This window comes from Lentibacillus sp. Marseille-P4043, assembly GCF_900258515.1.
Taxonomy (GTDB): domain Bacteria; phylum Bacillota; class Bacilli; order Bacillales; family Amphibacillaceae; genus Lentibacillus_C.
Genome location: NZ_LT984884.1, coordinates 3881762 through 3908225 on the forward strand (window position 1 = coordinate 3881762; position 26464 = coordinate 3908225).

Below are 26464 nucleotides of genomic sequence, written 5' to 3' on the forward strand. Positions count from 1 at the left end.
ATATTCTTCATTTTACTCGGACTATAACGATTCATAAAATACATAAATGTAATCAAAACTATTCCATAAAGTTATAGTTAAGGTTTTTCCTTCTGAACATATGTAATAAACTCCCGGGCCGCAAAAGAAAGATACTTATTCTTTTTGTAAATTAATCCCAGTTCCCAATCAATTTGCGGCGAGGTGATGGAAACAACTGAAATTCGATCCTTAAACCGATTGGCGACCGACATCGGAACAACAGATATCCCAAATTGTGCAACTACCATCTCACCAACGATGTCCCATAAAGAACTTTTATAGACCACATTTGGTTCAAATCCGGATTGCATACAGGCCTGCTTGACCACATCATGAAGAACATAATCTTCAGTAAAAATGATAAAAGATTCCTTCTTTAAATCGGATAATGGCACAGATTTTCTTCCTGACAGCCAATGTTCTCTATCTGCAATAACAACGAGTTTTTCCGATAATAAAGGGATGGAACCAAACAATTCGGAGTGAACCGGCAATACGGTAATCCCCAACTCAACTTCTCCTTGTTCTACCTTCTGTTCTAATAGTTTTCCACTATATTCGACCATTTGCAGATCAATTTGCGGATAGTTCTTCCTGAAGCCAGCAAGCACATAAGGAAACAACATCACACCCAAAGTCGGCATTAGTCCCATTTTGATGGTTCCTGTTCGCACATGAACCAGCTCGTTAACAGATGAATGTAAATCCTCTACCATGTCCAAGATCTTCAATGTCCGTGCAAATACCACCTTCCCAGCATCTGTCAGTTCCACAATTCGTTCTGAACGATCCAACAGCGTTACCTGCAGTTCCTCCTCCAAGCTTTTTATCATTTTGCTGATCGAAGGCTGAGATACATGCAATACTTGAGATGCCTTCGTAAAATTTTTTTGTTTCGCTACTTCTGCAAAATATGTAAGATGTTGAATATCCATTTTTTAACTCCCCACAGCTTGATTTATATTTTTTATCAACTGTTATATAAAGTTTACCTAAGATTTGACTGGATAAAAAGCGGTTTGTGAGAATAGCTTACTATTTGATTTTAATGCAGTTTGTTAAAGGCTGTTTTCGCTGGTAAAATGGCAGTATTCCAAATTTGAATTCTCCCTTAAAATTCTTTAAAGTAATAGAAGTAAATAAAAATCTTCAAAAAATAAGGAGTAATGTATATGAACAATAAGATTAGGCTAGGAATCGTTGGCTACGGAAACTTAGGTAGAGGTGCAGTAGAAGCAATAAAACAAACTCCTGATCTAGAATTAGTCGCAGTTTTCACTAGGAGAGAGCCTAATACGCTTGATCTAAATGTAACTGGTGTGAAAGCTTTACATATATCAGAGGCAAGTAATTATCAAAATGAAATTGATGTTATGTTGCTTTGTGGAGGATCAGCAACAGACTTACCTGAACAAACCCCACACTTTGCCAGCATGTTCAACACGGTAGATAGTTACGACACACACGCTAAAATCCCTGAATTTTATCAATCTGTAAATGAAGTAGCAACCAAACACAATACAACTTCTATTATCTCAGTAGGTTGGGATCCGGGTTTATTCTCTATCAACCGTGTGATGGCTGATGCGGTTTTACCTAATGGTGAAAACTATACATTCTGGGGCAAAGGCTTAAGCCAAGGACACTCTGATGCTGTAAGAAGAGTTAATGGCGTAAAAAATGGGGTTCAATACACAATCCCATCTGAACCGGCAATTGAAAAGGTCCGCAGTGGTGAAAATCCAGAATTAACAACTTCTGAAAAACATCGTCGCGTATGTTATATTGTTGCAGAAGAAGGGGCAGACCAAGCCGCAATCGAAAATGAAATCAAAACCATGCCAAACTACTTCGCTGATTATGAAACAGAAGTGAACTTCATTACAGCAGAAGAATTAGAACGTGATCACTCCAAAGCACCACATGGCGGATTTGTTATACGAGGCGGAAATACTGGCGATAACAACAAACAAATTTACGAGTTCTCTCTTAATTTAGACAGCAATCCTGAATTTACTGCTAGTGTTTTAGTCGCATATGCAAGAGCAGCACACCGATTAAGTCAAGAAAAGCAGTTCGGTGCAAAAACGGTGTATGATGTCGCACCAGGTCTTATTTCACCGCGTTCACCAGAAGAATTAAGAAAAGATCATTTGTAGGATTTTGTAGGATATTAATGCAATTAGAAAAGCACCCCCTTTCGTAGATGAAGGGGGTGCTTTTGTTTTATGTACCTAATGAATATTCTGCTTCCTAAAATTACCGCCCCTCACTTCTGATACATCATATACCGTCACAAAGGCAGTTTCATCAATTTCTTGGATGATTTCTTTTATTTTGCTATCTTCCAAGCGGTTAATAACACACGTGATTTCTATAAATTTTTCTTCGGAATAACCACCGTAAGCTTCTTTATACGTTGCACTTCTACCTAAGCGATCGCGTATGGTCTCTACCATTAATAAGGGTTGATCCGTGATAATTTTAAACGTTTTCGAGCCGCTTAAACCTTCTTCAACGATATGAATCACTTTAGATGCAATATAGTAAGCAATTGCCGAGAGAATTGCCCCTTGAAGGCCGAAAACGGTTGAAACGAAAATAAACACAAATGCGTTTAAAAAAAGAATAAAATCACTTGTCCCAAACGGTAATTTTCGGGAAAGCAATACGGCTAGCATATCAATTCCATCTAATGCCCCACCATTACGCAAGGCTAACCCCATCCCAAAACCAAGGATAATACCGCCAACAACGGTAACTAACATGGTATCTCCTTCAACAATCGCCGGGATATGGTGCATGATGCTTGTACCAAAGGCTAGTGAAGCTATGCCGAGAATCGAATAAATAGCGAAACTTTTACCAATTTGTTGATATCCTAACCAAATAAAAGGGATGTTAATGACTACAATTAGAACGCCTAATGGTAATCCAAATAATTGTGACCCAACGATACTAAGTCCCGTCACACCCCCGTCAGACACATTGTTTGGGATTAATACCGCTTCAAGTCCGTAAGCTGCTATAAATCCCCCAATGATAATTATTAATCCTCGTAAAATCATTTTCAGTCTATTGGATCTGCGCTTTTTTGTTGTGTTCATATAATTCCTCGCTCTAAATAATTTATTTCTCATTAAAGCTTACCATAAAAATTGTTTTTTTAACCATTACGGCATCTTGGCATACGAATTTTTCACGGCAGATCAACATTAAACGAAAATATATCGGCCTTAGCACAAAAAAGATACAAATTCCCTTTTCTATTGCTTGCTTAACAGGCGTCGTTCCAGTGAAATAAGCATACTCAGAACGGTCGCTAAAAACAGAAAATTTTCAACAATAATTTTAACTAGCATTAGTAATCAAAAGTAGTACAATGGCAGTAAAGGCTTTCATTATACTAATTATTATTTTTTATTATTCAACATTACATTAAGGGAGAGGACCTCTTATGAACAACAATGAACACCGTGTAGAAAAGGATTTTTTAGGGGAAAAGGAAATACCAATGAATGCTTATTATGGTATTCAAACAATGCGGGCTGTTGATAATTTCCCAATAACAGGATATCCAATGGACGAGGCTTTAATTAAAGCGTTTGCCATCGTTAAAAAAAGTGCAGCATTAGCGAACAATGAAGTCGGACAATTGGATAGAAAAATTGCCGATGTAATTGTAAAAGCATCAGATGAAATTATCGAAGGCAAATTACATGATCAATTCATTGTTGACCCAATTCAAGGCGGCGCGGGTACATCCATTAATATGAATACAAATGAGGTCATCGCAAACCGTGCATTGGAATTAATCGGTGATCAAAAAGGCAATTATACATTCATAAGTCCAAACTCACACGTCAATATGGCGCAATCAACCAATGATTCATTTCCAACAGCGATTCATCTTTCCACACTAGCAAAATTAGACCAATTGCTGCTAGTAATGGAAGACTTGCATGCAGAGTTTCTTAGAAAAGCAACAGAATTTGACGAAATCATCAAAATGGGTCGCACGCATTTACAGGATGCTGTACCAATTCGATTAGGTCAGGAATTCAAAGCCTATGCACGTGTGCTTCGCCGTGATATTAACCGCATTAGTAAAACTCGCGAAAATCTATATGAAGTGAACATGGGTGCAACAGCAGTAGGTACAGGCTTAAATGCCGATCCAGATTATATCGAAAAAGTCGTCGATTACCTTGCACAGTTTAGCGGACAACCAATCAAAGGCGCAGAAAATCTAGTTGATGGCACACAAAATACAGATTGCTATATGGAAGTATCATCTGCACTGAAAAACTGTATGATGAATATGTCGAAAGTTGCAAATGACTTACGAATGATGGCTTCCGGTCCACGTGCTGGCTTAGGAGAAATCAACTTACCTGCAGTTCAACCAGGGTCATCCATCATGCCAGGTAAAGTAAATCCAGTAATGGCAGAAGTGGTAAACCAAAGTGCCTTCCAAGTAAATGGTAATGATTTAACAATTACTTCAGCTTGTGAAGCAGGACAATTTGAATTAAATGTCATGGAGCCAGTTATTGTCTTCAACTTACTGCAATCCATTAAAGTTATGACAAACGTATTTAACGTATTCCGCGAATATTGTTTACGTGGCATTACAGCGAATAGTGATCGAATGCAAGATTATGTGAATAATAGTGTTGGTATTATTACTGCGATTAACCCGCATGTTGGTTATGAAACAGCTGCAGTTATTGCAAGAGATGCCATCCGTACGAAACGACCAGTTCGTGAAATCGTATTTGAAAAAGGCATACTAACAGCCGAGGAACTTGATACAATCCTGCAACCAATCGAAATGACACATCCAGGTATTGCAGGAAAAGAGCTCTTAGATCAAAAACGTAAGGAAAAAGAATTAGTAACTAATTAAATTAGATATGGTGCCAGTCCCCACTGCTGCATTTCTAGAATAATGAAGAGCAACGCAGATTTATTAACGTTGCTCTTTTGAATTTAGCACGCAATAATGTAATAACAAATTGAAGTAGGTTAACCTCCCCTAATATTTTCTCCCATCGAATGATGTTTTCTAGGTTCCGTATCTGTATTAGATGATTTATGTTGGTCAGGATTTGAATTAGCTCTTTTTCTGCGTTTTGAATCTGTGAATGCACCAATAAGTACCATTGGTAACAAGAAGATACCAATTATTAACCAAAACATATAATCAATCCTTTTTATTATTATTCATTATGAACAACAAATGTCCCTAATACTTCTTTATGCTTTTTCCGCTATTCTGCTCTTTTAATGTAGCCAGGTCCAATTATTGATAAATTATGTTTAAGGTGTTGAAACAATCTAGATCTATACCATCTCTTAAGCAGTTCCTAACACTTATAACCACAAAAATTAAACTATAGACAAACGAACCTGTCCTTTTTAGTAACACAAAACCCCATCCCACATACAATGCTTCTAGGCAACTGTTTGGAGGTGTTTATATGGTTGAATACATTAATCAAATCCTAACCAATTGGAAAGGCAAACCTTTAGAGAGCGCAAAAAAGCTAATTAAAAAGTACGGACATCCCCAAGAAATAACAATGAACAGACTTATTTGGTATCATAATGGGCCATGGAAGCGGACAATCATTTACCGAGAGACGATCCCACATAATTTTCCTCACCCGCATCCCGATTTTTTAGAGCAAGTGATTGACTATCGGGTACCACTCCACTTATATGATGATATAGCCGCATTTGATGGAAGTACTACCATCTATCGCACAAAAGGAGAAATCTCAGCAATGTGCGATATGGAAGCAATGAATCTATTATCGCTGAATGTGCTAAACGATATTGTTATGGGGCGTTGTGATGTAGAACAAGCAAAAATATTTCTAGCACGCACAGCATATATGTATCTTAAGATGGACGTAGCTTCACCATATACAGAGGGACTCCTTTTTCAAAAACAACACAATACCGGAGATCCTGGTATTATTTATTTTGAATAAATTATCCATAGCCAAAAATTTAAAAATCACCTTTCCGCTGAAAAAGGTGATTTTTCATTACCAAACTGTATTAAATGAATATTGTTCTTTCTAAAAAAGGACAATTCACCTCAATTGGCGAATTGCCTTCCATTAAAAAGTTTCTTTTCAGCTTAGATTGAATCAACAGCTTCCTTAATCGGTGTCGCCCCAGTCACAACCTGAAATTCCTTCCCAATCGCTTTCTCATTTTCTAAGCTAGCAACGATAACGCTTGCCACGTCTTCTCTAGGAACCTCATCTCTATCCACTTCGACTGCTGCCGTGACTTGACCGGTTCCTTTATTATTTGTTAACAGGCCGGGATGGATAATCGTATAATCCAAATTTGCCCGTCGCAACCATTCATCTGCATAATGCTTTGCTGCAACATATGGTGCAAATGATGAAGGTGCAGCCTGAATTGCTTCACGTGTGGTGTCAAACGAACTAATCATAATGAACCGCTTCACACCAGCAACCTTGGCAGCCTCAATTGTTTTTACAGCACCATCCAAATCCACCATAATGGTTTTGTCTTTCCCCGTGTGTCCGCCAGAACCTGCCGTGAATACGATCGCATCGACTCCCTCAGCAGCCTTTGCAATCGGCTCGATGTCCTGTTCCAGATCCGCCATTACAGTTTCCGCACCTAAATTTTCAAAGAAGGACGCTTGCTCCTGCTTCCGAATCAGTGCCCTCGCTTCCAAGCTATCACTATCCTGAATAAGTGATACAAGATGTTTTCCAATTTGGCCATTTGCCCCTACTACGAGAATTTTCATTTTTGCTCCACCCTTTCTAAATATGATCGATTCTTTAGCCTAACTATACCTTCTATTGTAGCAATTATTTTCCTAAGCAACCAACCTATTCCTACTTCTCCACCTTCTCCAATTCACTCACAAATGCTGGCTTCCGCTGATAGGTTTGCTTTAGTTCATGAACCATGTCACAAAATTTTGATTCCCCACACGCCTCTTCATATGCTTTCAATTTGCGGCACACGTGACGGTACTCCTTCCTTTCCGACGCTTCCTCCGCTTCCCATTTAATATACCCTGTAAACATATCCTCAACCTTATCCTTATAATCGTCCAACAAGTACGGATAAAGTTCTAGAATAGTAGATGGTGATTGTTCGCAATATTTAAGAATTTTATCGCTCTGATTTTCAGCTTTTGCGATGTATTCATATACATGTGGCAAGTAGCCGGATTTATTTTCAAACTCAGCAAATATTCCCTCAATGACAGGCTTCCATTCGTCTGGAGAATATAAATCTTTCAACTTACCATATGCTTCATATTGATTATCATAAACAAACTCGATTAGGACTTCTTTTTGTTTGTCAACATCTTCTAGCGCTTCATATACCTGCAACCGATATTCTTTCCACTTTTTAATGAGGCCAGGGAAGTTGCTGTCGTTTTCCTCTCCATCCTCACAAATTTTTAATGCAGATGCATAATTTCCATTGGCCATTTCTTTTTCAATCGCCTTTTCCCTAAACTCATCAAAATCCATATTGTCCCTAATAAGCTGTTCCGCCTTCTCTGACTCGCCATTTCGCTCCAAGATTTTCAATTGCAGTTCTTTAATTGACTGTTGATCGTCATCCGATGACCAAGATGAGCTCGTTGAAATTTCCCTTAAAAGCTTATCCAGTGTCTCCTCCAGCTTCTGTCTGGCGGTGGACCGGGCAGAATAAATCGTACACACATCCAGTAGTTCATAACGCGTATCGTCCCAGCCGTCATATCGCTTGTGTGTTGCTTCCTTTAAGATCAGTTTAAACATATTATCTTGTACACGGTGATTTGTAGATAGAAGTGCCATAGAAGATGCGTCTTTTAGAAGGGTAATGCTTTGATTAATGATATAACCGATATCCCCACCGGAGTCATCCGCATATTGAAACATGTCAATCGCAATAGAAACTACCGCAATGCCCAGACGAATCGCAGTCTCCTCTTCCCCATTGACAAGCTTATCCCGGCCTTTATCAAGCACCATTTCCGCTCCCTGAAGTGCAGCATGAACATTTCGCCAGGAGATGAACCCTCGTCTCTTATTCTCATTTATGTACTGTCGAATTAATTGTTTACTAGCCTTCACTTCATCGTTAGGGCTGATTAGTTTAAATTCCACTTTCTTCTCCACATTCTCATCCCCATCGATCAAATCCATGACTAATTCAACCAATTCTGCTTTTGTAAGCTTCGAAACTTTTTTATGTAAATCCAAATTACCGGACTCCTCTCCAGAAAAAACGGTTTATTCCTTAGTTTACCATAATATATAGAATGTTTTGAAGGGACAGAGGATGGAAAGGTTGCCCACGGACTTATAGATGTATAAAACATCTCCAGTGAGGGAAGCTTGAGAAAATAAGTTAGGAGTGATTTTGTGGAGGAAAGCAACTCAAATGAATTGTTCAACAAAAAGCAAATAGAGCCGAGTGATGATCGAACCGCCTACAACATTTATCAAGGTGAAATGCTGGTTGCAGAGGTTCGAGGAACAGATCCATCCAACCAAACCATTATTCCAAAACGTGTGTTATCCGACTATGAGGAATCAAAGCTTTTTGAATATGCTAGCAATATAGGGAGTTAGTAAGAAACATGGACAAAGTTTTACTTTCTAAAAGATTATTTGTTTTGGCACAAAATCTATAAACTGCGACGTAACTATAGAATCGCTCTCCGCCGAACTCTTGATCAGGTTGATGTTTCGCGTTTCGGGTTGATGTTCTCGCGTTCGGGACGATGTTTTCTCGCTCGCGCCGATGTTCTCGCGCTCGGGACGATGTTTTCTCGCTCGCGCCGATGTTCTCGATCTCGCGCCGATGTTCTCGGATTCGCGCCGATGTTTCGCGTTTCGCGCCGATATTCTCGATCTCGCGCCGATGTTCTCGCGCTCGCGCCGATGTTCTCGCTCTCGCGCCGATGTTCTCGCGTTTCGGGCCGATGTTCTCGCTCTCGCGCCGATGTTTTCCCGCTCGCGCCGATGTTCTCGCGTTCGCGCCGATGTTTCGCGTTTCGCGCCGATATTCTCGATCTCGGGACGATGTTTTCTCGCTCGCGCCGATGTTCTCGCGCTCGCGCCGATGTTTTCCCGCTCGCGCCGATGTTTTCCCGCTCGCGCCGATGTTCTCGCTCGCGCCGATGTTTTCCCGCTCGCGCCGATGTTCTCGCGTTCGCGCCGATGTTTCGCGTTTCGCGCCGATGTTTTCCCGCTCGCGCCGATGTTTTCCCGCTCGCGCCGATGTTCTCGCGCTCGGGACGATGTTTTCTCGCTCGCGCCGATATTCTCGATTTCGTGCCGATGTTTTCCCGCTCGCGCCGATGTTCTCGCGCTCGCGCCGATGTTCTCGGATTCGCGCCGATGTTTCGCGCCGATATTCTCGCTCTCGCGCCGATGTTCTCGCTCTCGCGCCGATGTTTTCTCGCTCGCGCCGATGTTGCCTAGCTTGGGTTCAACCACTCAACCCACATTAAAGTGAAAGAAAGCGTCACAACAGGAATTTTCACTGTGTCGCATTTTTCTATCAACTACGAGGTTAAATAGCGACAAAAATTTACAAGTGACCAAAAAAGGCACCTTGTTCAAGGCGCCTTTTTTTAGTCTTTATTTTTCTAGCCACTCATCAACCAATTCCTGATTTTTCTCCACCCATTTGGCTGCACCATCTGCTGGGTCGTTTGCTTCGTTGACCATACTCATCAGCTCGCCAATTTGGTCATCATTCAGTTTCCAGTTTTTCAGCCATTTGTCCACCTTAGGAAAATCGTCAGCAAATCCATGGCGGGTAGCATGATAGATCTTTTCTGCCTCGCCATACGTTTTTTTCGGATCATCCAAATACTTCAAATCCATTTCCGAAAATACGCGGTGCGGACTCCAAAGCGGTGCAACAATAGGCTTGTTATTATCTATTGCCTTGCCGATTGACGCAATCATCGCCGATTCAGAACTTTGGATCAATTCAAAGTCAAGATCATACTCATCTATCATTTCACCGGTTACTACCATTGTTCCAGCTCCAGGTTCAAATCCTGTTATTTCGCCTTCAAATTCATCCTTATGGGCATTTAAATCCTCAATACTATTAATATCTTCCATGTATTCAGGCACAACCAAACCGACTTTAGCATTATCATACCAGGATTCTTCAGAGAAGTTGGCTTCATCTTGATAGCGCTCTAAATAACTGGCATCCTGTATTGGCAACCATACCTCAGGACTGACATCAAGGTCACCATTCGCAACACCTGCCATCTGTGCTCCCATGTCCAATAATTTTAACTCCAAATCGTAGCCTTCATCTTCTAAAATGACCTTCCACATGTTTGTAACAGCGACATTCTCTGCCCAATTGATTTGTCCCATTTTAATCGTTTGCACTTCATCTGTTTCACTTGAATCCTTTTCCTCTCCATTACTTGTACTTCCACATGCCGTGAGCACCACTAACAAAATAAACAGAATACCCACGTTCAGCTTTTTAAAAAACATTAAATTCATACCTCTTTTCATGTTGGTTATTTGTCTTCTTTTTCCGGATTTTTCGGTAAAAATTCAAAAATATCCCCTGTACGTATGCTGGACGTTAATCGTTCCAGCCAGCGATAATACACCTTTGACGATTCAAGCAATTCATAATCCGCTTTTACTTCTTCTCGTATATCTCCTGTAACGGTATCATCGTCCAAAATTTCCTGAAGATCTGCCTCAGCATGACTGATCGCTTCCATGTTCATATTTACCTCTCGCTCCCACATCTGACAATAGAATGACATAAACGAGCGGAAAAAGTCCTTCTCTGCTACGTACGTATGTTTTCTAGAACCCCGCTGAAATGTTTTTTTCACCATCCCATTATCCTGAAGTTTACGGACGCTTGTACTCATGCTTGGTTTACTCATCCCGAGCTCTTGGCGCATTTCATCCAGATTCATTTGCTCTTTAAAATACATCATCGCATACAATTTCCCAGCGGATGGCGTCACTCCATATAAGTCCATTGTTTCAGAGATGGCACCAATCACTTGATCTTTTGCTTGTTCAAGTTTTTGTCGTACTTGTTCGTCATGCTCTTCTTGCTCATCCAGCATTTCTTCACCCCCATATCGTTAAATAAATTAAAATTGTTAAATTTTTTCTTTACGAACTTAATATTAACGTTTTAAAAATTATTGTCAAATCTTGACCTGCAATAGATACATTCACATTCTACGTGATGATAGGATTCAAGAGAATTTTAGGATTTTTCTTTTTGACAAATAAAAATTATCATGTTACATTTTATTTTGTTCAAAACGTTAAATTTTTTCTTAACAAAATTAATATAGAGATTTAGGAGGGGTTACTTTGACCATGAAGCAACAATATATTAATGGTCAATGGGTCGATTCCATCTCAAAAAAAACAAGAGAGATTATCAATCCATTTAATCAAGAAGTTATTGCAGTTGCAGCAGAAGGAGATATAGCGGATGCACAAATGGCAATCGCCGCTGCCAGAAAAGCGTTCGATCTCGGTCCTTGGCCGACAACGCCAGCTACTGAACGTGGCAGGATCGTTGGCAAAATTGCTGATTTCATTGAACGCGATAAAGAGGAATTAGCAGAGCTCGAGTCCCTAGATACCGGAAAAACAGTCGAGGAAAGCCGTGGGGACATGGAAGATATTGCTGGCGTCTTCCGCTATTATGCCGAAATAGCAGATAAAGATGGTGGAGAAATTATTGATTCCCCAATACCGAATTCCGTTAGTAAGGTGGTTAAAGAACCGGTTGGTGTATGCGGACAAATCACACCATGGAATTATCCATTACTGCAAGCGTCCTGGAAACTTGCACCAGCACTGGTTACCGGCAACACGTTAGTGATCAAGCCAAGTGAAATCACACCGCTTACCCATGTGAAAGTGTTTGAATTAATTGAAGAAGCGGGCGTACCAGCAGGCGTTGCAAATCTAGTTCTCGGAGCGGGAAATACAGTTGGTGCCGAACTTTCCAATCATGTTGATGTCGATCTTATCTCATTCACTGGCGGGATTCAAACCGGGAAAAAGATCATGCAGGCTGCAAGTGTTAATGTGAAAAAACTTGCATTAGAACTTGGCGGAAAAAATCCCAATGTTGTCTTCGCCGATGCTGATTTGGAAACAGCCATTGACCAAGCAATGAATGCGGTCTTTTTCCACGCCGGGCAAATTTGTTCAGCTGGCACTCGATTGATTGTGGAAGAAAGCATCCATGATGAATTTGTTCAGCAATTAGTAGAGCGGGTCAAAAACATCAAACTTGGCAATGGTTTTGATGAAACAACCCAAATGGGACCGCTTATTTCTCAGGAACATTTAAACAAAGTAACCAATTATGTGGAAGCAGGCATCAAGGAAGGTGCAACTGTTGCCGTTGGTGCCAAGCGTCCGAATGATCCAGCATTGCAAAATGGCTTTTTCTACTTGCCTACCATTCTAACCAACTGTACAACTGACATGAGCGTTGTTCAGAATGAAGGGTTTGGTCCTGTCATTACGGTAGAGAAATTTACGACAGAAGATGAAGCTATCAATCTAGCAAATGACTCGATTTACGGGTTGTCCGGCGGGGTTTGGACAAAAGACATAGCCAAAGCAGAACGCTGTGTGGCCAAGATGCGAATGGGCACGGTCTGGATCAATGATTTTAACCTGTACTTCCCGCATGCACCTTGGGGTGGTTTTAAACAATCCGGCATTGGCCGCGAATTAGGAAAAACCGGGCTGGAAGAATACCAGGAAACGAAACATGTCTTCCATAATCTGAAACCAGAGCCAATTAATTTCTTTTAATGACTTTTTTTAATATAAACATAGATTTTCAAGGAGGTATTACAGATGAAACAAACATATGATTATGTAATCGTTGGTGGCGGTAGTGCAGGGTCTGTACTCGGCAACCGTCTAAGTGCAGATAAATCGAGCAGTGTTCTTGTCTTGGAAGCAGGGCGCAGTGATTATCCATGGGATCTGTTTATTCAAATGCCAGCAGCTTTGATGTTCCCGTCAGGCAATCGTTTCTATGACTGGATTTACGCTAGTGATCCTGAACCTTACATGAATGGACGACGTGTCGCTCATGCTCGGGGGAAAGTACTCGGAGGATCGAGTTCCATTAACGGGATGATTTACCAGCGCGGTAACCCAATGGACTATGAACGATGGGGATCTGTTCCAGGTATGGAAACGTGGGACTATGCCCATTGCCTGCCATATTTTAAACGACTAGAATCCACTTTTGGAGCAGATTCATCTGATGAGTATCGTGGTCACCACGGTCCAATTAAACTAAAGCGCGGACCTGCCACGAACCCTCTATTTCAAGCCTTTTTTGATGCTGCTGTAGAGGCTGGTTACTCAAGAACACCCGATGTGAATGGTTTTCGTCAAGAAGGATTCGGACCATTTGATAGTCAAGTGCATAATGGCAGACGAGTCTCCGCTTCACGTGCATATTTGCGTCCTGCAATGCGACGCAAAAACCTTACAGTGGAAACACGTGCTTCTGTTACCAGTATCGACTTTGATGGCACCCGAGCAAATGGTGTGACATACCAAAAAAATGGGAAAACATATCATGTTCGAGCAGGAGAAGTTATCCTTTCTGGTGGTGCGTTCAACACGCCACAACTCCTTCAGTTGTCGGGTGTGGGAGACGCTGACCATCTGCGCTCTCTTGGCATCGAACCAGTCGTTGACCTTCCTGGTGTAGGTGAAAATCTCGAGGATCATCTTGAAGTATATATTCAGCACGCTTGTCCGCAGCCTGTTTCAGAACAGCCTAGCCTAAATAAAGCAAAAATGCCTTGGATCGGCTTACAATGGCTACTCGGACGTACTGGCCCAGCAGCATCTAACCATTTTGAAGGTGGCGGTTTTGCCCGTTCGAATGATGATGTTGATTATCCGAATCTGATGTTCCATTTCCTTCCGCTTGCGGTTCGATATGACGGACAAAAGGCGGACACGGAACATGGATTTCAGGTGCACGTTGGACCAATGTATTCCAACTCTAGAGGAAGCCTGAAGATTCGTTCACGTGATCCTTTTCAGCACCCAAGTATCGTATTTAACTATCTGTCTACCGAGAAAGATCGCCAGGAGTGGATTGAAGCAATACACGTTTCCAGAAAAATCCTTTCGCAGTCGGCGTTAGCGCCCTACAGCACAGGCGAAATTTCACCTGGTCCTTCTGTTCAAACGGATGAGGAAATTTTGGAGTGGGTAGCGAATGATGCTGAAACTGCACTCCATCCGTCCTGCACGGCAAAAATGGGCCCTGCTTCAGATCCAATGGCTGTCGTAGATCCGCTAACCATGAAGGTTCATGGACTAGACAACGTACGGGTAGTTGATGCTTCTGCTATGCCACATACGACCAATGGAAATATCCATGCACCGGTATTGATGCTGGCAGAAAAAGCAGCAGACATCATCCGTGAACAAAAACCGATGAAGCCGGAGTATATGGATTACTACCGTCATCGAGTGCACCCAGCGGAAGCAGGCACAGCAGTAAAGTAAGTCAAAGATAACATGTTAGGACTAGCCCTCCAGCATTATGAATAATTTAACGCATTATGGTTACTTTAAAAAATGAAATTGTTGTATGGGAAAAAGGTATTTAACTTATGTTTACCCAATATCCTTACTTTAATCTATTTAGCAACAATTTAATGTGTCAAAATGTATACTGGAGGGAATAATGTGGTTAAAGATTCATATGCTCCAAAGAAAAAGAATAATAAGGCTAAAAGATCCGATGAACACAGAAGAAACAAGGGAAAATCTAATGCAAGAAATACAGAGTCTTGATGTGAACCATGGAGACGGGTACATCAAACTCTCGTAATAATGAATGACAGATCACAAAAAAGGGAAGTCCAGTTAAAAACTGCTGACTTCCCTTTTTTGTATCTAACATTTTGATAAATGCTTTCACACTCATCGACATGTGTTTTTTCATAGGCGTATATTGTCATATCGGGCTATCATAAATGTGTTTTGTATAGTTCGATAACTTCTAAAGCCGCGCGCTCTGCTGACCGAAGCGCCCCTTCAAGGTGTCCTCCATGACCAGAAGATGTTTCTGTACCAGCAAAAATAATCTTCTTTTCCCACGCACCAGTATTTGCCGGTAGACCATAGTTTGGAAAATCGTTAAGTGGTTTGCAATCATCGTCAACCGCAGTTTCGGGATCGCAGGACCAATCCTTGTATAGAAGGGAAATCGGTTTTTCAGCGGTTGGACCAAAGAGACGAGTTAATTGGTCAATGACAAGTTTGAGAACCTTTTCCTCCCCCAGCTCATGGCGTATCTTTGCAGGGATTCCGAAAAAACCAAAGAGTGCACCATTACCTGTATCTGGTGATGCATCATGGATCTCTTGCAAAGGACCACACCAACTAGTTACTTGGCCAGAAAGTCCATCTTCTCGCCAAAAGGGACGATTATAAACCGCAACTGCCTTGGCCTGTCCCGCCATCCATGTGGGCTTATTTACCAAGCTCGTCATAAGTTTGGAAGGAAGAGAAGGCGAAAATGCTATGTGATGTGCCACTATTCGAGGTGGCAGTGCTAAGATAACAGTTCCAGCAAGTACACTTTTCTTCGTTCCATCCTTGATGTCTGCTTCAAGGGTGATCGTTCCATCTTCATTCATCCGAATTGCTGTTACACGTGTATCCAATTCCACTGTCCCAGTAGGAAGTGTTGCTGATACGGCGTCGATGAGGGACTGAACCCCACCGGCGAGCCGAACCGATTTCTCCATAGCACCTTCTGGAAGAATATGCCGCTGTATGGGGGCATTTGGGGATTGTTCAAGAAGCATTGCTCCTTTCGTATGCTGCACGAATGTCTGTAATCCGAGTTCGCTAATAAGGCTAGAGATAACAGGCTCATGTTGCGGCCAGAACCATGTTGGTCCCAGATCATACTTGCCGAAGTCAGGTCTTTCATCTGCAGTCTTACTTAAAACCCTACCTCCGATTCGCCCTCGCGCCTCAAGAACTTTACAATCGATGCCCTTTGATATAAGCATAGATGCCGCACGAAGGCCGCTTAAGCCAGCCCCAACAATTATAATGGGATCATTCATATTCTTATCTCCAATCTAAAAATTTACTTTGTCCAAATCATTTGATTAGCATTTTAGCAAGTATAAGTAGCCACTAACTAGCTTCAAACCATAACTACAAAGAGACAGGTTCCTTTTCCAAACTTCCTATCCTACTATTTACACCAATCAGTCTTCCTCGTCTTCCGCTTTTTGAAACAAAGCTTCCGGTATCATTTCGAATCCCTCAATCACTGTATTTTCTTCCACTTCAATCATTAAGAAACGTTTTCCGTTGAAATGAACCTGGCGTACATATCTTAAGTCTTGTGGGCTAATGGAAACATTCGCTGCTTTCGTCTCGATTTTGATAGACTTTGACGTATATTTCGGTACGACGTTACTTGCTTTTAATTCATATGATTCATCATCAATCACCGTTTTAAAAGCAGATTCAACCTTTTCTGTATCGACATCTTCTACCCCACTCACTTTTAAAACTTTTTCCACATCTTTGTAGTCTAATTTCGGTACCTCTTCCTCTTCATTCTCCTCCACGACACGATGAATTTCATCATACACATTCGAAAGGGTGGATGTATTGATTTGGTCACCTGCAACATGCTTCACAATTTCCTCAAATACAATTTTATCCTCTGCAGCAGTCATCGTTTCTTCTGCATTTAATACTTCCTCGATAAAATGATAATTCAGTTCATACTTTTTTCCCGCCGAATAAAGGACATGGTTAACATCTGCAGCATTTTCCGTGAAACAAGGGAATAGAAATCCGGATACTGGAGCTTTCAGATTGATAATTGGATCAACGACAATATTGTACTTAAACTCCTTTTCAACATAGTCAAACAGTAATTCCTTTTTCGGATCTTGCGTTTTATTCATACTGCAAAGAATAAAAGAATGGGAATAAACGGTATCTCGTTCACTTTCCTCAGCCTCTTCATTGCGGGCCTTCATCGGTTTCATATATTCTCCCCGAATAAAGGTTACGACAATATCCATTTCATACTGCTTATCTTTTAGCATTTTTTCTACAAGACGAAGCATATGACCTTTCCACTCTTCTGTGTCGTTACTTAGCAGACCTTGATGAAGAATGAGCTGACTGCTATCCTCTACATCACGTTGAAATTTAAATTCAAATAATTTTTCGTCCAGTTGGCCTGTTAGCACTTTTTTAAAGTTGTTCATAAATAACTCTTTCTGCTCCTCTTCCAGCATGTCAAAAGGTAAACTTTCATGATGATAAATCTCACTCGACTCTTTCATGATGTACACATTAAAGATTTCATTGATTTTTAATAGATCATTATTTAATTTGAATTGTTTTCGAATATCGGCTATGTCTGTTTTATTCAATCTCGTTCCACTCCTAAGTCGGTTATCAACTTGTTTTCTTTGTCTATATATTTTATCATAGATGCATCCTATATCATTACCGAATGTTTCCCCTGGTGCTTGCTTGAATTAAATTCGTTCAACCCAAAAAGTATCAGTCCCTAAATTAGTAGGAACTGACACCAAATCATAACCACTCCACATCAATTCATCACATAATCCCCAGCACTCTCTATTTCCTCTTGCTGAAAACTATCTTCCACCGTCACTTCTTTCATTAACTCAATAAGTCGAGCGTGGTGGGTAAAGAAGATAACTTGCGTTTGTTTCGATAGCTCTAGTAAAATTTTCAACGTTTCTTTTGACCTTTCGTCATCAAAATGAACAAGTATATCATCGACGATTAGTGGAATGGGTTCATTTTCTATTACGGATTTTTCAATGCTTGCTATTCTTAGTGCTAGGTATAGTTGATCGGTCGTTCCGTCACTCATACCAGACACTTTCACTTTATCATTGCCGTTGCGAATCCCCATGATAACAGGTTGATCCTTTTCGTCAAAATCAACCGTAATGCCGTCAAATGAATGTAATGTAAGACGTTGAAAAATTTGACTCGCACGATTCATGATTGGACTCTGATTTTGTTCACGATAAAACTCAATACCTTTTTTAAGTAACAAGGAGGCTAATTTATAGTTTACATATTGGTCGGTGTAGTGTGTAATTTTTGCTAATACACTTTGCTTTTCTTCAGCTGCTTGAACTGATGCAAAGTTTGCTCCTTCAATTTTATCTTCGTATTCCTTTTTTACGACACCATGCTCTTGTTCGATAACCGATCTATTATTGTCTAAGTCATCTCGTTTTCGACTAAGCTCTTCTAACTCATTATCAATTAAGTCATTATTTGCACTCTTGGCCTCTTCTAGTAATTTATCCAACGTTAGGCCGTTTCCCACTTCGAGCAATTGTTCTTCTAATTGCACGATTTTTTCCGAATACAACTTTTTCTGTTTAAAGGCTGCTTCTACCTTTTCCAGTTCTTCTAATGTGTCACAATTTGCTTGCTCCATCAAATTGTTTAGTTTCGTATTTGCCTCTTTTATTTCGTTTTCGGCTGCTTGTTTATCCTGTTCATGTTGTTGTGCTTGCTGTTGTAAATGTTTAAGCTGCAAATTATCTTCTTTGGCTTGGTTCAATGCCTTGTATACGTTTGTTACGATCACATCCATTGCCATATCATCTGATGCTTGTATAAGGGAATGATCGAGACTGTTTACCTTTTCTTTAAATAGATTCATCCGCACTTTTGTTGATTTAATTTCTTTTTCAACCCGTTTCATTTCATCAAAACTACGAACACAAGCATCATACGTCTCTAATAATTCCTTTACAACAGTTGGGGAAGTATCAACAGAAAGCGTGAGTCCACGTAATGCGTTTTCCCATGCCTGCTCCCATTGTTCGATTTGCTTGATTGCCTCATTTTTTCGGTCGATTGCATATTCTAGCTTATTCTCTAAGTCATTAATGGAGTCTTGTAAATGGCTTCTGCGACTCTTTTTTTCTGTTAAATCTTTTCTCGTTTTTTCAGCCTGGTTAACAAGCTCTGTAAGTGTTGAATCATCAGAAACCACTTCAAGTTCGGCTAGTGTCGCTCTTAATGAAGCTTTTAACTCATCTCGCTTCTCTTCTAGTCTGTTGACTTCTTCCTGTCCCTTTTTAAATTCAGTTATGAGTGACAGGATGTGCTCATGTTTCTCCAGCCATTCTGTCATTTCTTCTGGTGTTAATGGTTCAATGTTAGCCGGACGCCATTCGTTCTTCCAGTCTTCATTCCATGTCTGTAATGTTGCTTCAACATGAGCATAATCCGTTTCTAATGTAGCTAGCGTCTTCTTACTTCCATCGATATCAGAAATGAGTTTATTTTTCTCCCCAAGCTTTTCCGCTTCTCTGCGCATCATGTCGGCAGTATCATCTGATTCACCCATGCTTTTTTCAAACGCTAAATCGAGTGGGAGTCCGTTAGTAAATGCCACGAGCTTTTCATCATCGATCGTATCATCGTTCAATTTGTTTCGGATGACTAACCACCCAGCATCACGATGGTTTCGTAATTGTTGCAAAACATCTTCGGTTGGAATATCTGCAAGTGATTCAAGTTCGCGAATCCGCGCCTCATTTACTTTAATTTTTTGTTTTTCCGCAAAGATCTTATCCTTCAATTGTTTAAGATCTTGGGCTAACTCCTGTTGTTTCTTCCCATATTTCTTTACAGTATTTGTTAAACTAGGAACCTTTAATTGCGTAATTTCTTCACTTGTTCCATTCCATAAAGAAAGCCGACGAATAGATTCATTGATTTCTTGATGCAAATGTTTCAGTTGGATCTGTTTTTCGTTTAGTTGTTCTTCCAATTTCCCTTCATTCTTCACGCGATTAATTGCCTGTTCCAATGCATCCACATCAACGGCATCACCGAGTTCAGCTAATGCAGTTGTTTGCTTGTTGAGGTCTTTGTTAATTGTAGCAACATCCGACTCAACGTTTTTCCGTTCTTGTTCTAGTAGTGGATAGTTATCACTTAGCTCTTGGATCGATTTCTTTTTTACTGCAGAAATACGATATTGATCAATACGATCCATGCTATCATTCGTTGCATCAATTTCTTTTAAAGCAGCAAGAACACGTTGCTCTAGTTGTCTCTGTTCCCCTTGTAAAGTTGGAAGCTGCTTGCAATCCTTTTGGTAGCCATCTACTTCCCGATTTAATGCTTCAATTTTAGCCTCTTGTTCGATGAGCCCCTCTGGGATTGATAGATTTTCTAGATCTTTTTCAACCTCCTCGATGTTGTCCACCGCATTTTTCTTCTTGGTTTGGGCCGATTCTAACCGTTCCAGATATTCTTTCCTGGTCTCTTCCGCACGTTCAGACAGATCTGGAACATGTTCTAGTTCATTACGTTTATCGATCATTTCTTGGCGTAGTGCTATTTTGGGCAATGTTTGTTTTAGGCGCCGATACTTCATTTCTTCCGTAGCTATTGTTTGAACTTCCTGTCTCAACGCTTCAATTTTCTTTTCCCCGTCCAGGTATCTTTGTTCCAGATCTTTCCATGCTTGTACCTTCAGTTGATTTTCAGAAATTTGTTTACTGAGGTCTTTTTCCTCTTTTATCGCTTGATTAATTGTTGGCTTTGATCCACTTTTTAAATAAAGGCTACGAGACGAGTTTTCTAACTCTTCCAACACATTCCGAAGCACACTGATACCTGATGCTGCGGAAAATAAACTCTCCCCAACATTTCCATCACTTTGAAGCAAACTTTCGCCACCCTCACGCAAGCGAACATGATCAAGAGCAAACATATTAAGGAACTGAGACTCCGTCATCCCATTTAGAAACATTTGTACAATATTTTCGTCCAATGGCTGTCCATCCATATCCAATACCGTATTTTTGCGACCTTTACGACGGATGAATGGCAATGTTTCCCCTTGCTTATTTTTCAACTGACCGCCGATCCTTAGTTTCTGATTGCTATGGAGAAACGAGTCATCTGTTTGTTGTGGAAATCCATATAAAAAGTTGGACACTGAACGTAGTATGGTACTTTTCCCTGCTTCATTTGGTCCATAAAGAATATGAAAGCTCTTATTGTCATCAAACAATAACTTATAATCCGTAAAATGTCCGAATGCTTCTAAGTGTAAATAGTCAAACCTCATTTCCTACACACCTGCCTTCGTTTGGATATGATACAAAATTAAATCCTCTACTTCTTTTAACCGATCCTTGACCGTAGACGTGTCTGAAAAATCCAATGCGTCCTCACCATTCTTCAATTCATATGGCAATGCATTGTGAATGTCAGTCAATTCCTCTAGTAGCAATTGTAACGCATCATCATCATACTTTACGTTTTCTAGAAATTCTAAGATGGTTGCAATAGGGGTGTGCTGTTCTTGTAGTTCATCCATATTAAGTAAACGAGTAGTTTTTATCTTTACTTTTTCGATCCAGATGTCTCCCATTTCTAAAGCTAGCGACCTGAGGTTATTGATTACATGGTCCTTCTGAACGATTAATTGTTGGTGTGCAGGACTAGAACCTGTGATATGAAAACGCACAGCCAAAAATCTCCCATCGGCCTGTTGTTGCAATTGTTCTAAGTGAGTTCTTGCTGCCTCGATGACGTCATCGATCGTTTCTGACATGGATGCATCAACTTCGCAAACCTCCCACCTTAGTACATCTAATGATTGATGTTCATAAGAATCAATATGTCCGTCTTTCACATGGACAATTGTACAGCCTTTATCGCCAGTCTCCCGAATATGTCTTCCTTGAATGTTACCCGGAAATAAAATGGCAGGATTTTGCTCATGCAATACCTCGCGTAGGTGAATATGTCCTAATGCCCAATAGTCATAACCCTTGGCTACGAGTTCCTCGACAGAACATGGCGCATAATTCTCATGTCCCTCCCGGCCAGTCGCACTCGTGTGTAAAATACCGATGTTTACGTATCCATCAAGCTTCCCAGGATATTCTTTTGCTAGGTTGTCCGTTACCGACCTTGAGGCAAACCCTTGTCCATGGATAGCTACTTTTAATTCCTCATCCACTTCCGTTGTTGCTTGATCCACAGGAAATGCCACGACATTATCAGGTAACTTTAATTCTTTTGTAATTAAACTTTGCGCGTCATGATTTCCTCGAATCAAATACACTTTTATATTCTCTTTTTGTAAGCGCGTCATTTGGCTGACAAAAAATAATCCTGTATTATAATCCTTCCAATCACCATCATAAAGATCGCCCGCAATAATAAGAAAGGAAACCTGTTGCTCAATCGCTTTATTAACTAAATTTATCAACGCTTCCCTTGTTGCATTACGAATTTCTTCAACTGGAGCACCTTCATACTTTTCTAGACCTCTTAACGGACTATCCAAGTGAATATCTGCTGCATGTATAAACGAAAAAGCCATAATACTCCTCCCTAACAATCTATTAACTCTAGTTTAATTGTAACAAATTATCCTTTTTCATCTAGCAAGAAGTGATCTATTCTTATTACCTATAAAGTAACTATTTGACATCATATCAAATTAATAAGTTTATTATTATTTTGAAATTAATGCAATAATTTGTCAACGGAGAACTATTCTGGGGATTTTTGAAATAAAAAGTTGGATTCGTGAGACAATAAGACAAAACTATCATTATAAATGTTGCCAACTACGAGCGACCAACAGAATAAAAACCACATGGTGACTGAAACTTTCATTTTCTGTTATGAATCAAATAAAATTGTTTAGCTAAATACAGCGGTGTATATGGCATGTCATTCCTAAGCCAAGCAATAATCACGCCGATTAGAGCAGCGGAATCATACCAAATTAGAATATCTTTCTGGATACCGGCTTTATGAATGCGGGAATCACTGCCCCTTCTCTCTACCCCGTAAATAATCCTATCTTCTAGCAACATTAATAGGCGATTTCTAAAGATTGGTATTCCTTTAGTCGAAAGGATGGTTTTATAAAAATTCGCATCTTCGGCTATATGTTCAAGAAACTCCGCCATCATTTTTTCCCAATCTAGTTTTTCCGTGGGTTGTTGGATAATCGTTGCTTGATCCAGCACATTGGAAATATCCACAATCATATCATCTGCTAGCTTTTCCATCATATCGGTTATGTCTTGATAATGCAGATAGAAGGTAACACGATTGACGCCTGCACGTTTTGTGAGGCTATTTACAGATATTTTTTCAATATCCATTTCCTGAAGCAACTCAATAAAGGCATTTCTAAGCAATTGACGTGTTCGAATAATGCGTGGATCTAGCTTGTCCTTGTTTTTACTCATCCTATAATTCCGCCTTTCTATAACTAATTGACCCTTCTGCGAACCAAATTAAACTACACAAATTAAATAAATGTAAACTAATAGACACTCTATAAATTATTGTATCTTGAAATCATTGTTTCTTAAACCTATAATTGAACTTATGTTTTTAATTATACAACACATTGTAAATTAGTTTTGAAAGGATGTTTGGATTGACAGAAAGTGCAGCAACTGAAAGCAGCTCTATAAAAAAGATCCCTATCTTAACCATTATGATTTTGGGTGCTTTTTTTACGATATTTAATCAAACGACGATGACTGTTGCCCTTCCGAAGTTAATGGAGTACTTTAACATTGAAGCTTCAACAGGGCAATGGCTTACAACGGGATATATGCTGGTAAATGGCGTGTTGATTCCGGTTACGGGTTTTTTAATGAAACGATTTACGACACGTCAGTTATTCTTGAGCGCGATGTTTGTTTTCCTTACTGGAACGATAGTATCGGCCATCGCACCTAACTTTTCGGTACTGCTCGCTGGACGGCTAATTCAAGCAGCGTCCACTGGAATTATGATGCCATTACTGATGAATGTCGTTTTGTCGCTTTTCCCTCCACATAAACGGGGAACTGCGATGGGTACTGTTGGACTTGCGATCATTTTTGCTCCTGCAATAGGACCAACACTTACTGGCTATATTTTGGATGCTTTTCCTTGGCAAGTCTTGTTTTACGGCATGATTCCTTTTATCGTTATTATTATTATCTGTGCCTTTATTTTTCTAAAAAATGTTTCGGAAACATCCCAGAGCAAAATTGATATGATCAGTTTAGTTCTTTCTACAATAGGATTTGGTGGACTTCTTTACGGATTCAGTGAGGCCGGCAATAAGGGTTGGTCCAACATAGAGGTAATCGTCGCTCTCACAGTCGGCGTCATTGCAATCGGGTTGTTTACATGGCGACAGTTGATTTCTAAACAGCCATTTCTCGACCTTAAAGCCTTTAAATATAACATGTTTACCTTGACTACGATCATTAATTGTGTGATTACGATGGTCATGTATGCAGATATGATTTTGCTGCCGCTTTACTTGCAAAATGCCCGTGGATTTACTGCTTTAGAGGCCGGAGTATTGATGTTACCTGGTGCACTTTTAATGGGGTTATTGAGTCCAGCTGTTGGAAAACTCTTTGATCGCTACGGCGCAAAATGGCTGTCGATTATTGGAACAGCGATCATCTTAGCTACAACTTATACTTTTACCGATTTGACAGACGCTACCGGCTATACGTTTTTGATTTTGCTGTATGCAGGACGACGCATCGGAATGGCGTTATTTCTAATGCCGGTCCAAACTGCAGGGCTTAACCAATTACCATCCAGCCTTCATGCGCATGGTACGGCTATCTCGAACACCGCTAGACAAGTAGCAGGTGCAATCGGTACTTCACTGCTTGTGACGATCATGACAACCAGAACCAACACACATCTAGAAGATCTCGCGACACATGGTGGATCAAATGGCCAAACACAAGCACATATGGTCATGGAAGCCTCCATCCAAGGAATTAACGACGCGTATTTAACTATTTTTATCTTTGGGATTATCAGTTTAATCCTATCCTTCTTTATCAAACGAGTAGAACAAGAAGCATAAGCGGGACATGGGGACAGGTTAGTTGTCCCACTTTCAACAATTTATTTCTAAACACAAAACTCCCCCTTCAGGTAAACAAGTATAATTCGCTTACCTGAAGGGGGAGCATATTTTTCGCCTTATTCACTACTAATTATATCATTAATTCTGTCCCGCATTTCCTTCGTATATCCTTGAAGTCCGCCAGTATGAATAAAGAGGACATTTTTCTGATCATCATAATTCCCTTGCTTAATTTCGTCCACCATTCCTCTGAAAGCTTTCCCTGTATATGCAGGATCTAAAACAATTCCTTCGCTCTTTGCAAAATCGATATAAAATGCCAGCTCCTCATCAGTGGCCTTTGCATATCCAATTCCAACGTATTCATCATTAATAAATATATCGTCAAAGTTATCTATATCTTTATCAATGTCTCTCAAAATATGGATAATGCTTTCTGTAAATACTTCTTTTGAATCATCAACAGAATAGCCAAGGATTTTCTTTTTTGAATCATCTTGCTTATTCCCATACCAAAGCCCCGCATACGTCCCGCCAGAACCAACTGCAATATTAATGGAATCAAAATGAATGTTCATGTCTTCTTCTTGTTTTTTTATCTCATCATAACAATTAATATAACCATATGAGCCAATTGCGTTAGAAGCACCTACCGGGATGACATATACCTTTTTACCTTGACGTTCTAATTCAATTTTCAGTTCTTCCATCGCGGCTTCACGTGAATGGCCATCACCAATCATGTGGACTTCGGCGCCAAGCATGTGATCCAAAAATAGATTGCCTTCAAATTCCTTTACTTCGCCTCTTAGAACTAAATGACATTCTAAATTCTCCATTGCACAAACAGCAGCAGTTGCTCTAGCATGATTTGATTGAACTCCTCCAGTTGTAATGACCGTATCATAGCCCTTATCAAGTGCATCTTTTATGGAATACTCCAGCTTTCTGACTTTATTTCCGGAAATTTCGGTTCCAGTAAAATCATCACGTTTTATAAAAATATTCTTTCCGAGTTTATGACTCGTTTTTTCTAGCTTTTGTATTGGTGTACTAAGGTTCGCTATGTTTAACTTTTGCATTTTCTCCATTCTACTTACCTTCCTTTCCCCAGAAAATTTCTTCCGGCGCCGATGTTCTTCACGTTCGGGACGATGTTCTATATTTGGCTCCGTTGGTTCTCGCATTCGGGACGATGTTCTATATTTGGCGCTGATGTTCTTCGCGTTCGGGACGATGTTCTATATTTGGCTCCGTTGGTTCTCGCATTCGGGACGATGTTCTATATTTGGCGCTGATGTTCTTCGCGTTCGGGACGATATTCTATATTTGGCGCCGATGGTTCTCGCGTTCGGGACGATGTTCTATATTTGGCGCCGATGTTCTTCACGTTCGGGACGATGTTCTATATTTGGCGCCGATGGTT

22 protein-coding genes are annotated in these 26464 nt (G+C 40.3%); 7 read left to right on the top strand and 15 right to left on the bottom strand.

What is annotated here, in order from left to right:
- Positions 1–77: 77 nt before the first annotated feature.
- Positions 78–956, bottom strand: coding sequence for a LysR family transcriptional regulator (locus C8270_RS19305; protein WP_106498382.1), 879 nt, complete (start codon positions 954–956; stop codon positions 78–80).
- A gap of 237 nt (positions 957–1193) precedes the next feature.
- Here C8270_RS19305 and C8270_RS19310 point away from each other — a divergent pair, with 237 nt between their 5' ends.
- Complete coding sequence (locus C8270_RS19310) at positions 1194–2180, top strand: diaminopimelate dehydrogenase (protein WP_106498383.1); 987 nt, start codon at positions 1194–1196, stop codon at positions 2178–2180.
- A 75-nt stretch (positions 2181–2255) separates the two neighbouring features.
- On the opposite strand, the gene C8270_RS19315 is transcribed toward C8270_RS19310, so the two are convergent.
- Positions 2256–3128 (bottom strand): YitT family protein, encoded by an 873-nt coding sequence (locus tag C8270_RS19315; RefSeq protein ID WP_106498384.1) that lies wholly within the window; start codon positions 3126–3128, stop codon positions 2256–2258.
- Positions 3129–3478: 350 nt separating this feature from the next.
- Between C8270_RS19315 and aspA the strand changes: the two genes are divergently transcribed.
- Positions 3479–4930: an aspartate ammonia-lyase gene (aspA, locus tag C8270_RS19320; protein ID WP_106498385.1), complete on the top strand. Its 1452-nt coding sequence runs from the start codon at positions 3479–3481 to the stop codon at positions 4928–4930.
- Between the two features lie 119 nt (positions 4931–5049).
- Here aspA and C8270_RS20185 read toward each other — a convergent pair whose 3' ends face one another.
- Positions 5050–5223 carry a hypothetical protein gene (locus C8270_RS20185; protein WP_158701791.1) on the bottom strand — a complete coding sequence of 58 codons (174 nt, stop codon included), beginning with the start codon at positions 5221–5223 and terminating at the stop codon, positions 5050–5052.
- Positions 5224–5504: 281 nt separating this feature from the next.
- On the opposite strand from C8270_RS20185, the gene C8270_RS19325 reads away from it, so the two are divergent.
- Positions 5505–6020 (top strand): hypothetical protein, encoded by a 516-nt coding sequence (locus C8270_RS19325; protein WP_106498386.1) that lies wholly within the window; start codon positions 5505–5507, stop codon positions 6018–6020.
- A gap of 152 nt (positions 6021–6172) precedes the next feature.
- Here C8270_RS19325 and C8270_RS19330 read toward each other — a convergent pair whose 3' ends face one another.
- Positions 6173–6823 carry an SDR family oxidoreductase gene (locus C8270_RS19330; protein WP_106498387.1) on the bottom strand — a complete coding sequence of 217 codons (651 nt, stop codon included), beginning with the start codon at positions 6821–6823 and terminating at the stop codon, positions 6173–6175.
- A 91-nt stretch (positions 6824–6914) separates the two neighbouring features.
- A complete protein-coding gene (locus tag C8270_RS19335) occupies positions 6915–8285 on the bottom strand; it encodes a DUF6880 family protein (RefSeq protein ID WP_106498388.1) in 1371 nt (456 codons plus the stop codon).
- A 162-nt stretch (positions 8286–8447) separates the two neighbouring features.
- On the opposite strand from C8270_RS19335, the gene C8270_RS19340 reads away from it, so the two are divergent.
- A complete protein-coding gene (locus C8270_RS19340) occupies positions 8448–8657 on the top strand; it encodes a hypothetical protein (protein ID WP_106498389.1) in 210 nt (69 codons plus the stop codon).
- Positions 8658–8684: 27 nt separating this feature from the next.
- Here C8270_RS19340 and C8270_RS19345 read toward each other — a convergent pair whose 3' ends face one another.
- The 3 genes from C8270_RS19345 to cudC all read right to left on the bottom strand — a co-directional run bounded on the left by C8270_RS19345 (position 8685) and on the right by cudC (position 11158).
- Complete coding sequence (locus C8270_RS19345) at positions 8685–9527, bottom strand: hypothetical protein (protein ID WP_106498390.1); 843 nt, start codon at positions 9525–9527, stop codon at positions 8685–8687.
- 144 nt (positions 9528–9671) lie between these two features.
- Positions 9672–10559, bottom strand: a complete 888-nt coding sequence (locus C8270_RS19350; RefSeq protein ID WP_234028604.1) for a glycine betaine ABC transporter substrate-binding protein — start codon at positions 10557–10559, stop codon at positions 9672–9674.
- A 26-nt stretch (positions 10560–10585) separates the two neighbouring features.
- Positions 10586–11158 (bottom strand): choline uptake/conversion transcriptional regulator CudC, encoded by a 573-nt coding sequence (gene cudC / locus C8270_RS19355; RefSeq protein ID WP_106498391.1) that lies wholly within the window; start codon positions 11156–11158, stop codon positions 10586–10588.
- 262 nt (positions 11159–11420) lie between these two features.
- Between cudC and betB the strand changes: the two genes are divergently transcribed.
- The gene (betB, locus tag C8270_RS19360) at positions 11421–12884 is read left to right on the top strand and encodes a betaine-aldehyde dehydrogenase (RefSeq protein WP_442785817.1); all 1464 of its coding nucleotides are present in this window, start codon (positions 11421–11423) and stop codon (positions 12882–12884) included.
- Between the two features lie 45 nt (positions 12885–12929).
- Complete coding sequence (betA, locus tag C8270_RS19365; protein WP_106498393.1) at positions 12930–14615, top strand: choline dehydrogenase; 1686 nt, start codon at positions 12930–12932, stop codon at positions 14613–14615.
- 265 nt (positions 14616–14880) lie between these two features.
- Here the strand turns inward: betA and C8270_RS20190 are convergent, their stop codons facing one another.
- The 6 genes from C8270_RS20190 to C8270_RS19390 all read right to left on the bottom strand — a co-directional run bounded on the left by C8270_RS20190 (position 14881) and on the right by C8270_RS19390 (position 23392).
- A complete protein-coding gene (locus C8270_RS20190; RefSeq protein ID WP_158701792.1) occupies positions 14881–15057 on the bottom strand; it encodes a hypothetical protein in 177 nt (58 codons plus the stop codon).
- Positions 15058–15082: 25 nt separating this feature from the next.
- Positions 15083–16192, bottom strand: coding sequence for a flavin monoamine oxidase family protein (locus C8270_RS19370; RefSeq protein WP_106498394.1), 1110 nt, complete (start codon positions 16190–16192; stop codon positions 15083–15085).
- A 147-nt stretch (positions 16193–16339) separates the two neighbouring features.
- Entirely contained in the window at positions 16340–17530 is a 1191-nt protein-coding gene (locus C8270_RS19375) for a DUF4317 domain-containing protein (protein WP_106498395.1), read from the bottom strand.
- Between the two features lie 182 nt (positions 17531–17712).
- Positions 17713–21243 carry a YhaN family protein gene (locus tag C8270_RS19380; protein WP_106498396.1) on the bottom strand — a complete coding sequence of 1177 codons (3531 nt, stop codon included), beginning with the start codon at positions 21241–21243 and terminating at the stop codon, positions 17713–17715.
- 3 nt (positions 21244–21246) lie between these two features.
- Positions 21247–22509 carry a metallophosphoesterase family protein gene (locus tag C8270_RS19385; protein ID WP_106498397.1) on the bottom strand — a complete coding sequence of 421 codons (1263 nt, stop codon included), beginning with the start codon at positions 22507–22509 and terminating at the stop codon, positions 21247–21249.
- A 295-nt stretch (positions 22510–22804) separates the two neighbouring features.
- Positions 22805–23392, bottom strand: coding sequence for a TetR/AcrR family transcriptional regulator (locus C8270_RS19390; protein ID WP_106498398.1), 588 nt, complete (start codon positions 23390–23392; stop codon positions 22805–22807).
- A gap of 194 nt (positions 23393–23586) precedes the next feature.
- Between C8270_RS19390 and C8270_RS19395 the strand changes: the two genes are divergently transcribed.
- A complete protein-coding gene (locus C8270_RS19395; protein ID WP_234028605.1) occupies positions 23587–25035 on the top strand; it encodes a DHA2 family efflux MFS transporter permease subunit in 1449 nt (482 codons plus the stop codon).
- A gap of 119 nt (positions 25036–25154) precedes the next feature.
- Here C8270_RS19395 and C8270_RS19400 read toward each other — a convergent pair whose 3' ends face one another.
- Entirely contained in the window at positions 25155–26225 is a 1071-nt protein-coding gene (locus C8270_RS19400; RefSeq protein WP_325034794.1) for a D-cysteine desulfhydrase family protein, read from the bottom strand.
- Positions 26226–26464: the final 239 nt, after the last annotated feature.

Coding starts and splice junctions, on each gene's coding strand:
- C8270_RS19305 (WP_106498382.1), bottom strand. CDS start 956: ATGGATATTCAACATCTTACATATTTTGCAGAAGTAGCGAAACAAAAA.
- C8270_RS19310 (WP_106498383.1), top strand. CDS start 1,194: ATGAACAATAAGATTAGGCTAGGAATCGTTGGCTACGGAAACTTAGGT.
- C8270_RS19315 (WP_106498384.1), bottom strand. CDS start 3,128: ATGAACACAACAAAAAAGCGCAGATCCAATAGACTGAAAATGATTTTA.
- aspA (WP_106498385.1), top strand. CDS start 3,479: ATGAACAACAATGAACACCGTGTAGAAAAGGATTTTTTAGGGGAAAAG.
- C8270_RS20185 (WP_158701791.1), bottom strand. CDS start 5,223: ATGTTTTGGTTAATAATTGGTATCTTCTTGTTACCAATGGTACTTATT.
- C8270_RS19325 (WP_106498386.1), top strand. CDS start 5,505: ATGGTTGAATACATTAATCAAATCCTAACCAATTGGAAAGGCAAACCT.
- C8270_RS19330 (WP_106498387.1), bottom strand. CDS start 6,823: ATGAAAATTCTCGTAGTAGGGGCAAATGGCCAAATTGGAAAACATCTT.
- C8270_RS19350 (WP_234028604.1), bottom strand. CDS start 10,559: ATGTTTTTTAAAAAGCTGAACGTGGGTATTCTGTTTATTTTGTTAGTG.
- cudC (WP_106498391.1), bottom strand. CDS start 11,158: ATGCTGGATGAGCAAGAAGAGCATGACGAACAAGTACGACAAAAACTT.
- betB (WP_442785817.1), top strand. CDS start 11,421: ATGAAGCAACAATATATTAATGGTCAATGGGTCGATTCCATCTCAAAA.
- betA (WP_106498393.1), top strand. CDS start 12,930: ATGAAACAAACATATGATTATGTAATCGTTGGTGGCGGTAGTGCAGGG.
- C8270_RS20190 (WP_158701792.1), bottom strand. CDS start 15,057: ATGAAAAAACACATGTCGATGAGTGTGAAAGCATTTATCAAAATGTTA.
- C8270_RS19370 (WP_106498394.1), bottom strand. CDS start 16,192: ATGAATGATCCCATTATAATTGTTGGGGCTGGCTTAAGCGGCCTTCGT.
- C8270_RS19380 (WP_106498396.1), bottom strand. CDS start 21,243: ATGAGGTTTGACTATTTACACTTAGAAGCATTCGGACATTTTACGGAT.
- C8270_RS19385 (WP_106498397.1), bottom strand. CDS start 22,509: ATGGCTTTTTCGTTTATACATGCAGCAGATATTCACTTGGATAGTCCG.
- C8270_RS19390 (WP_106498398.1), bottom strand. CDS start 23,392: ATGAGTAAAAACAAGGACAAGCTAGATCCACGCATTATTCGAACACGT.
- C8270_RS19400 (WP_325034794.1), bottom strand. CDS start 26,225: ATGCGAGAACCAACGGAGCCAAATATAGAACATCGTCCCGAACGTGAA.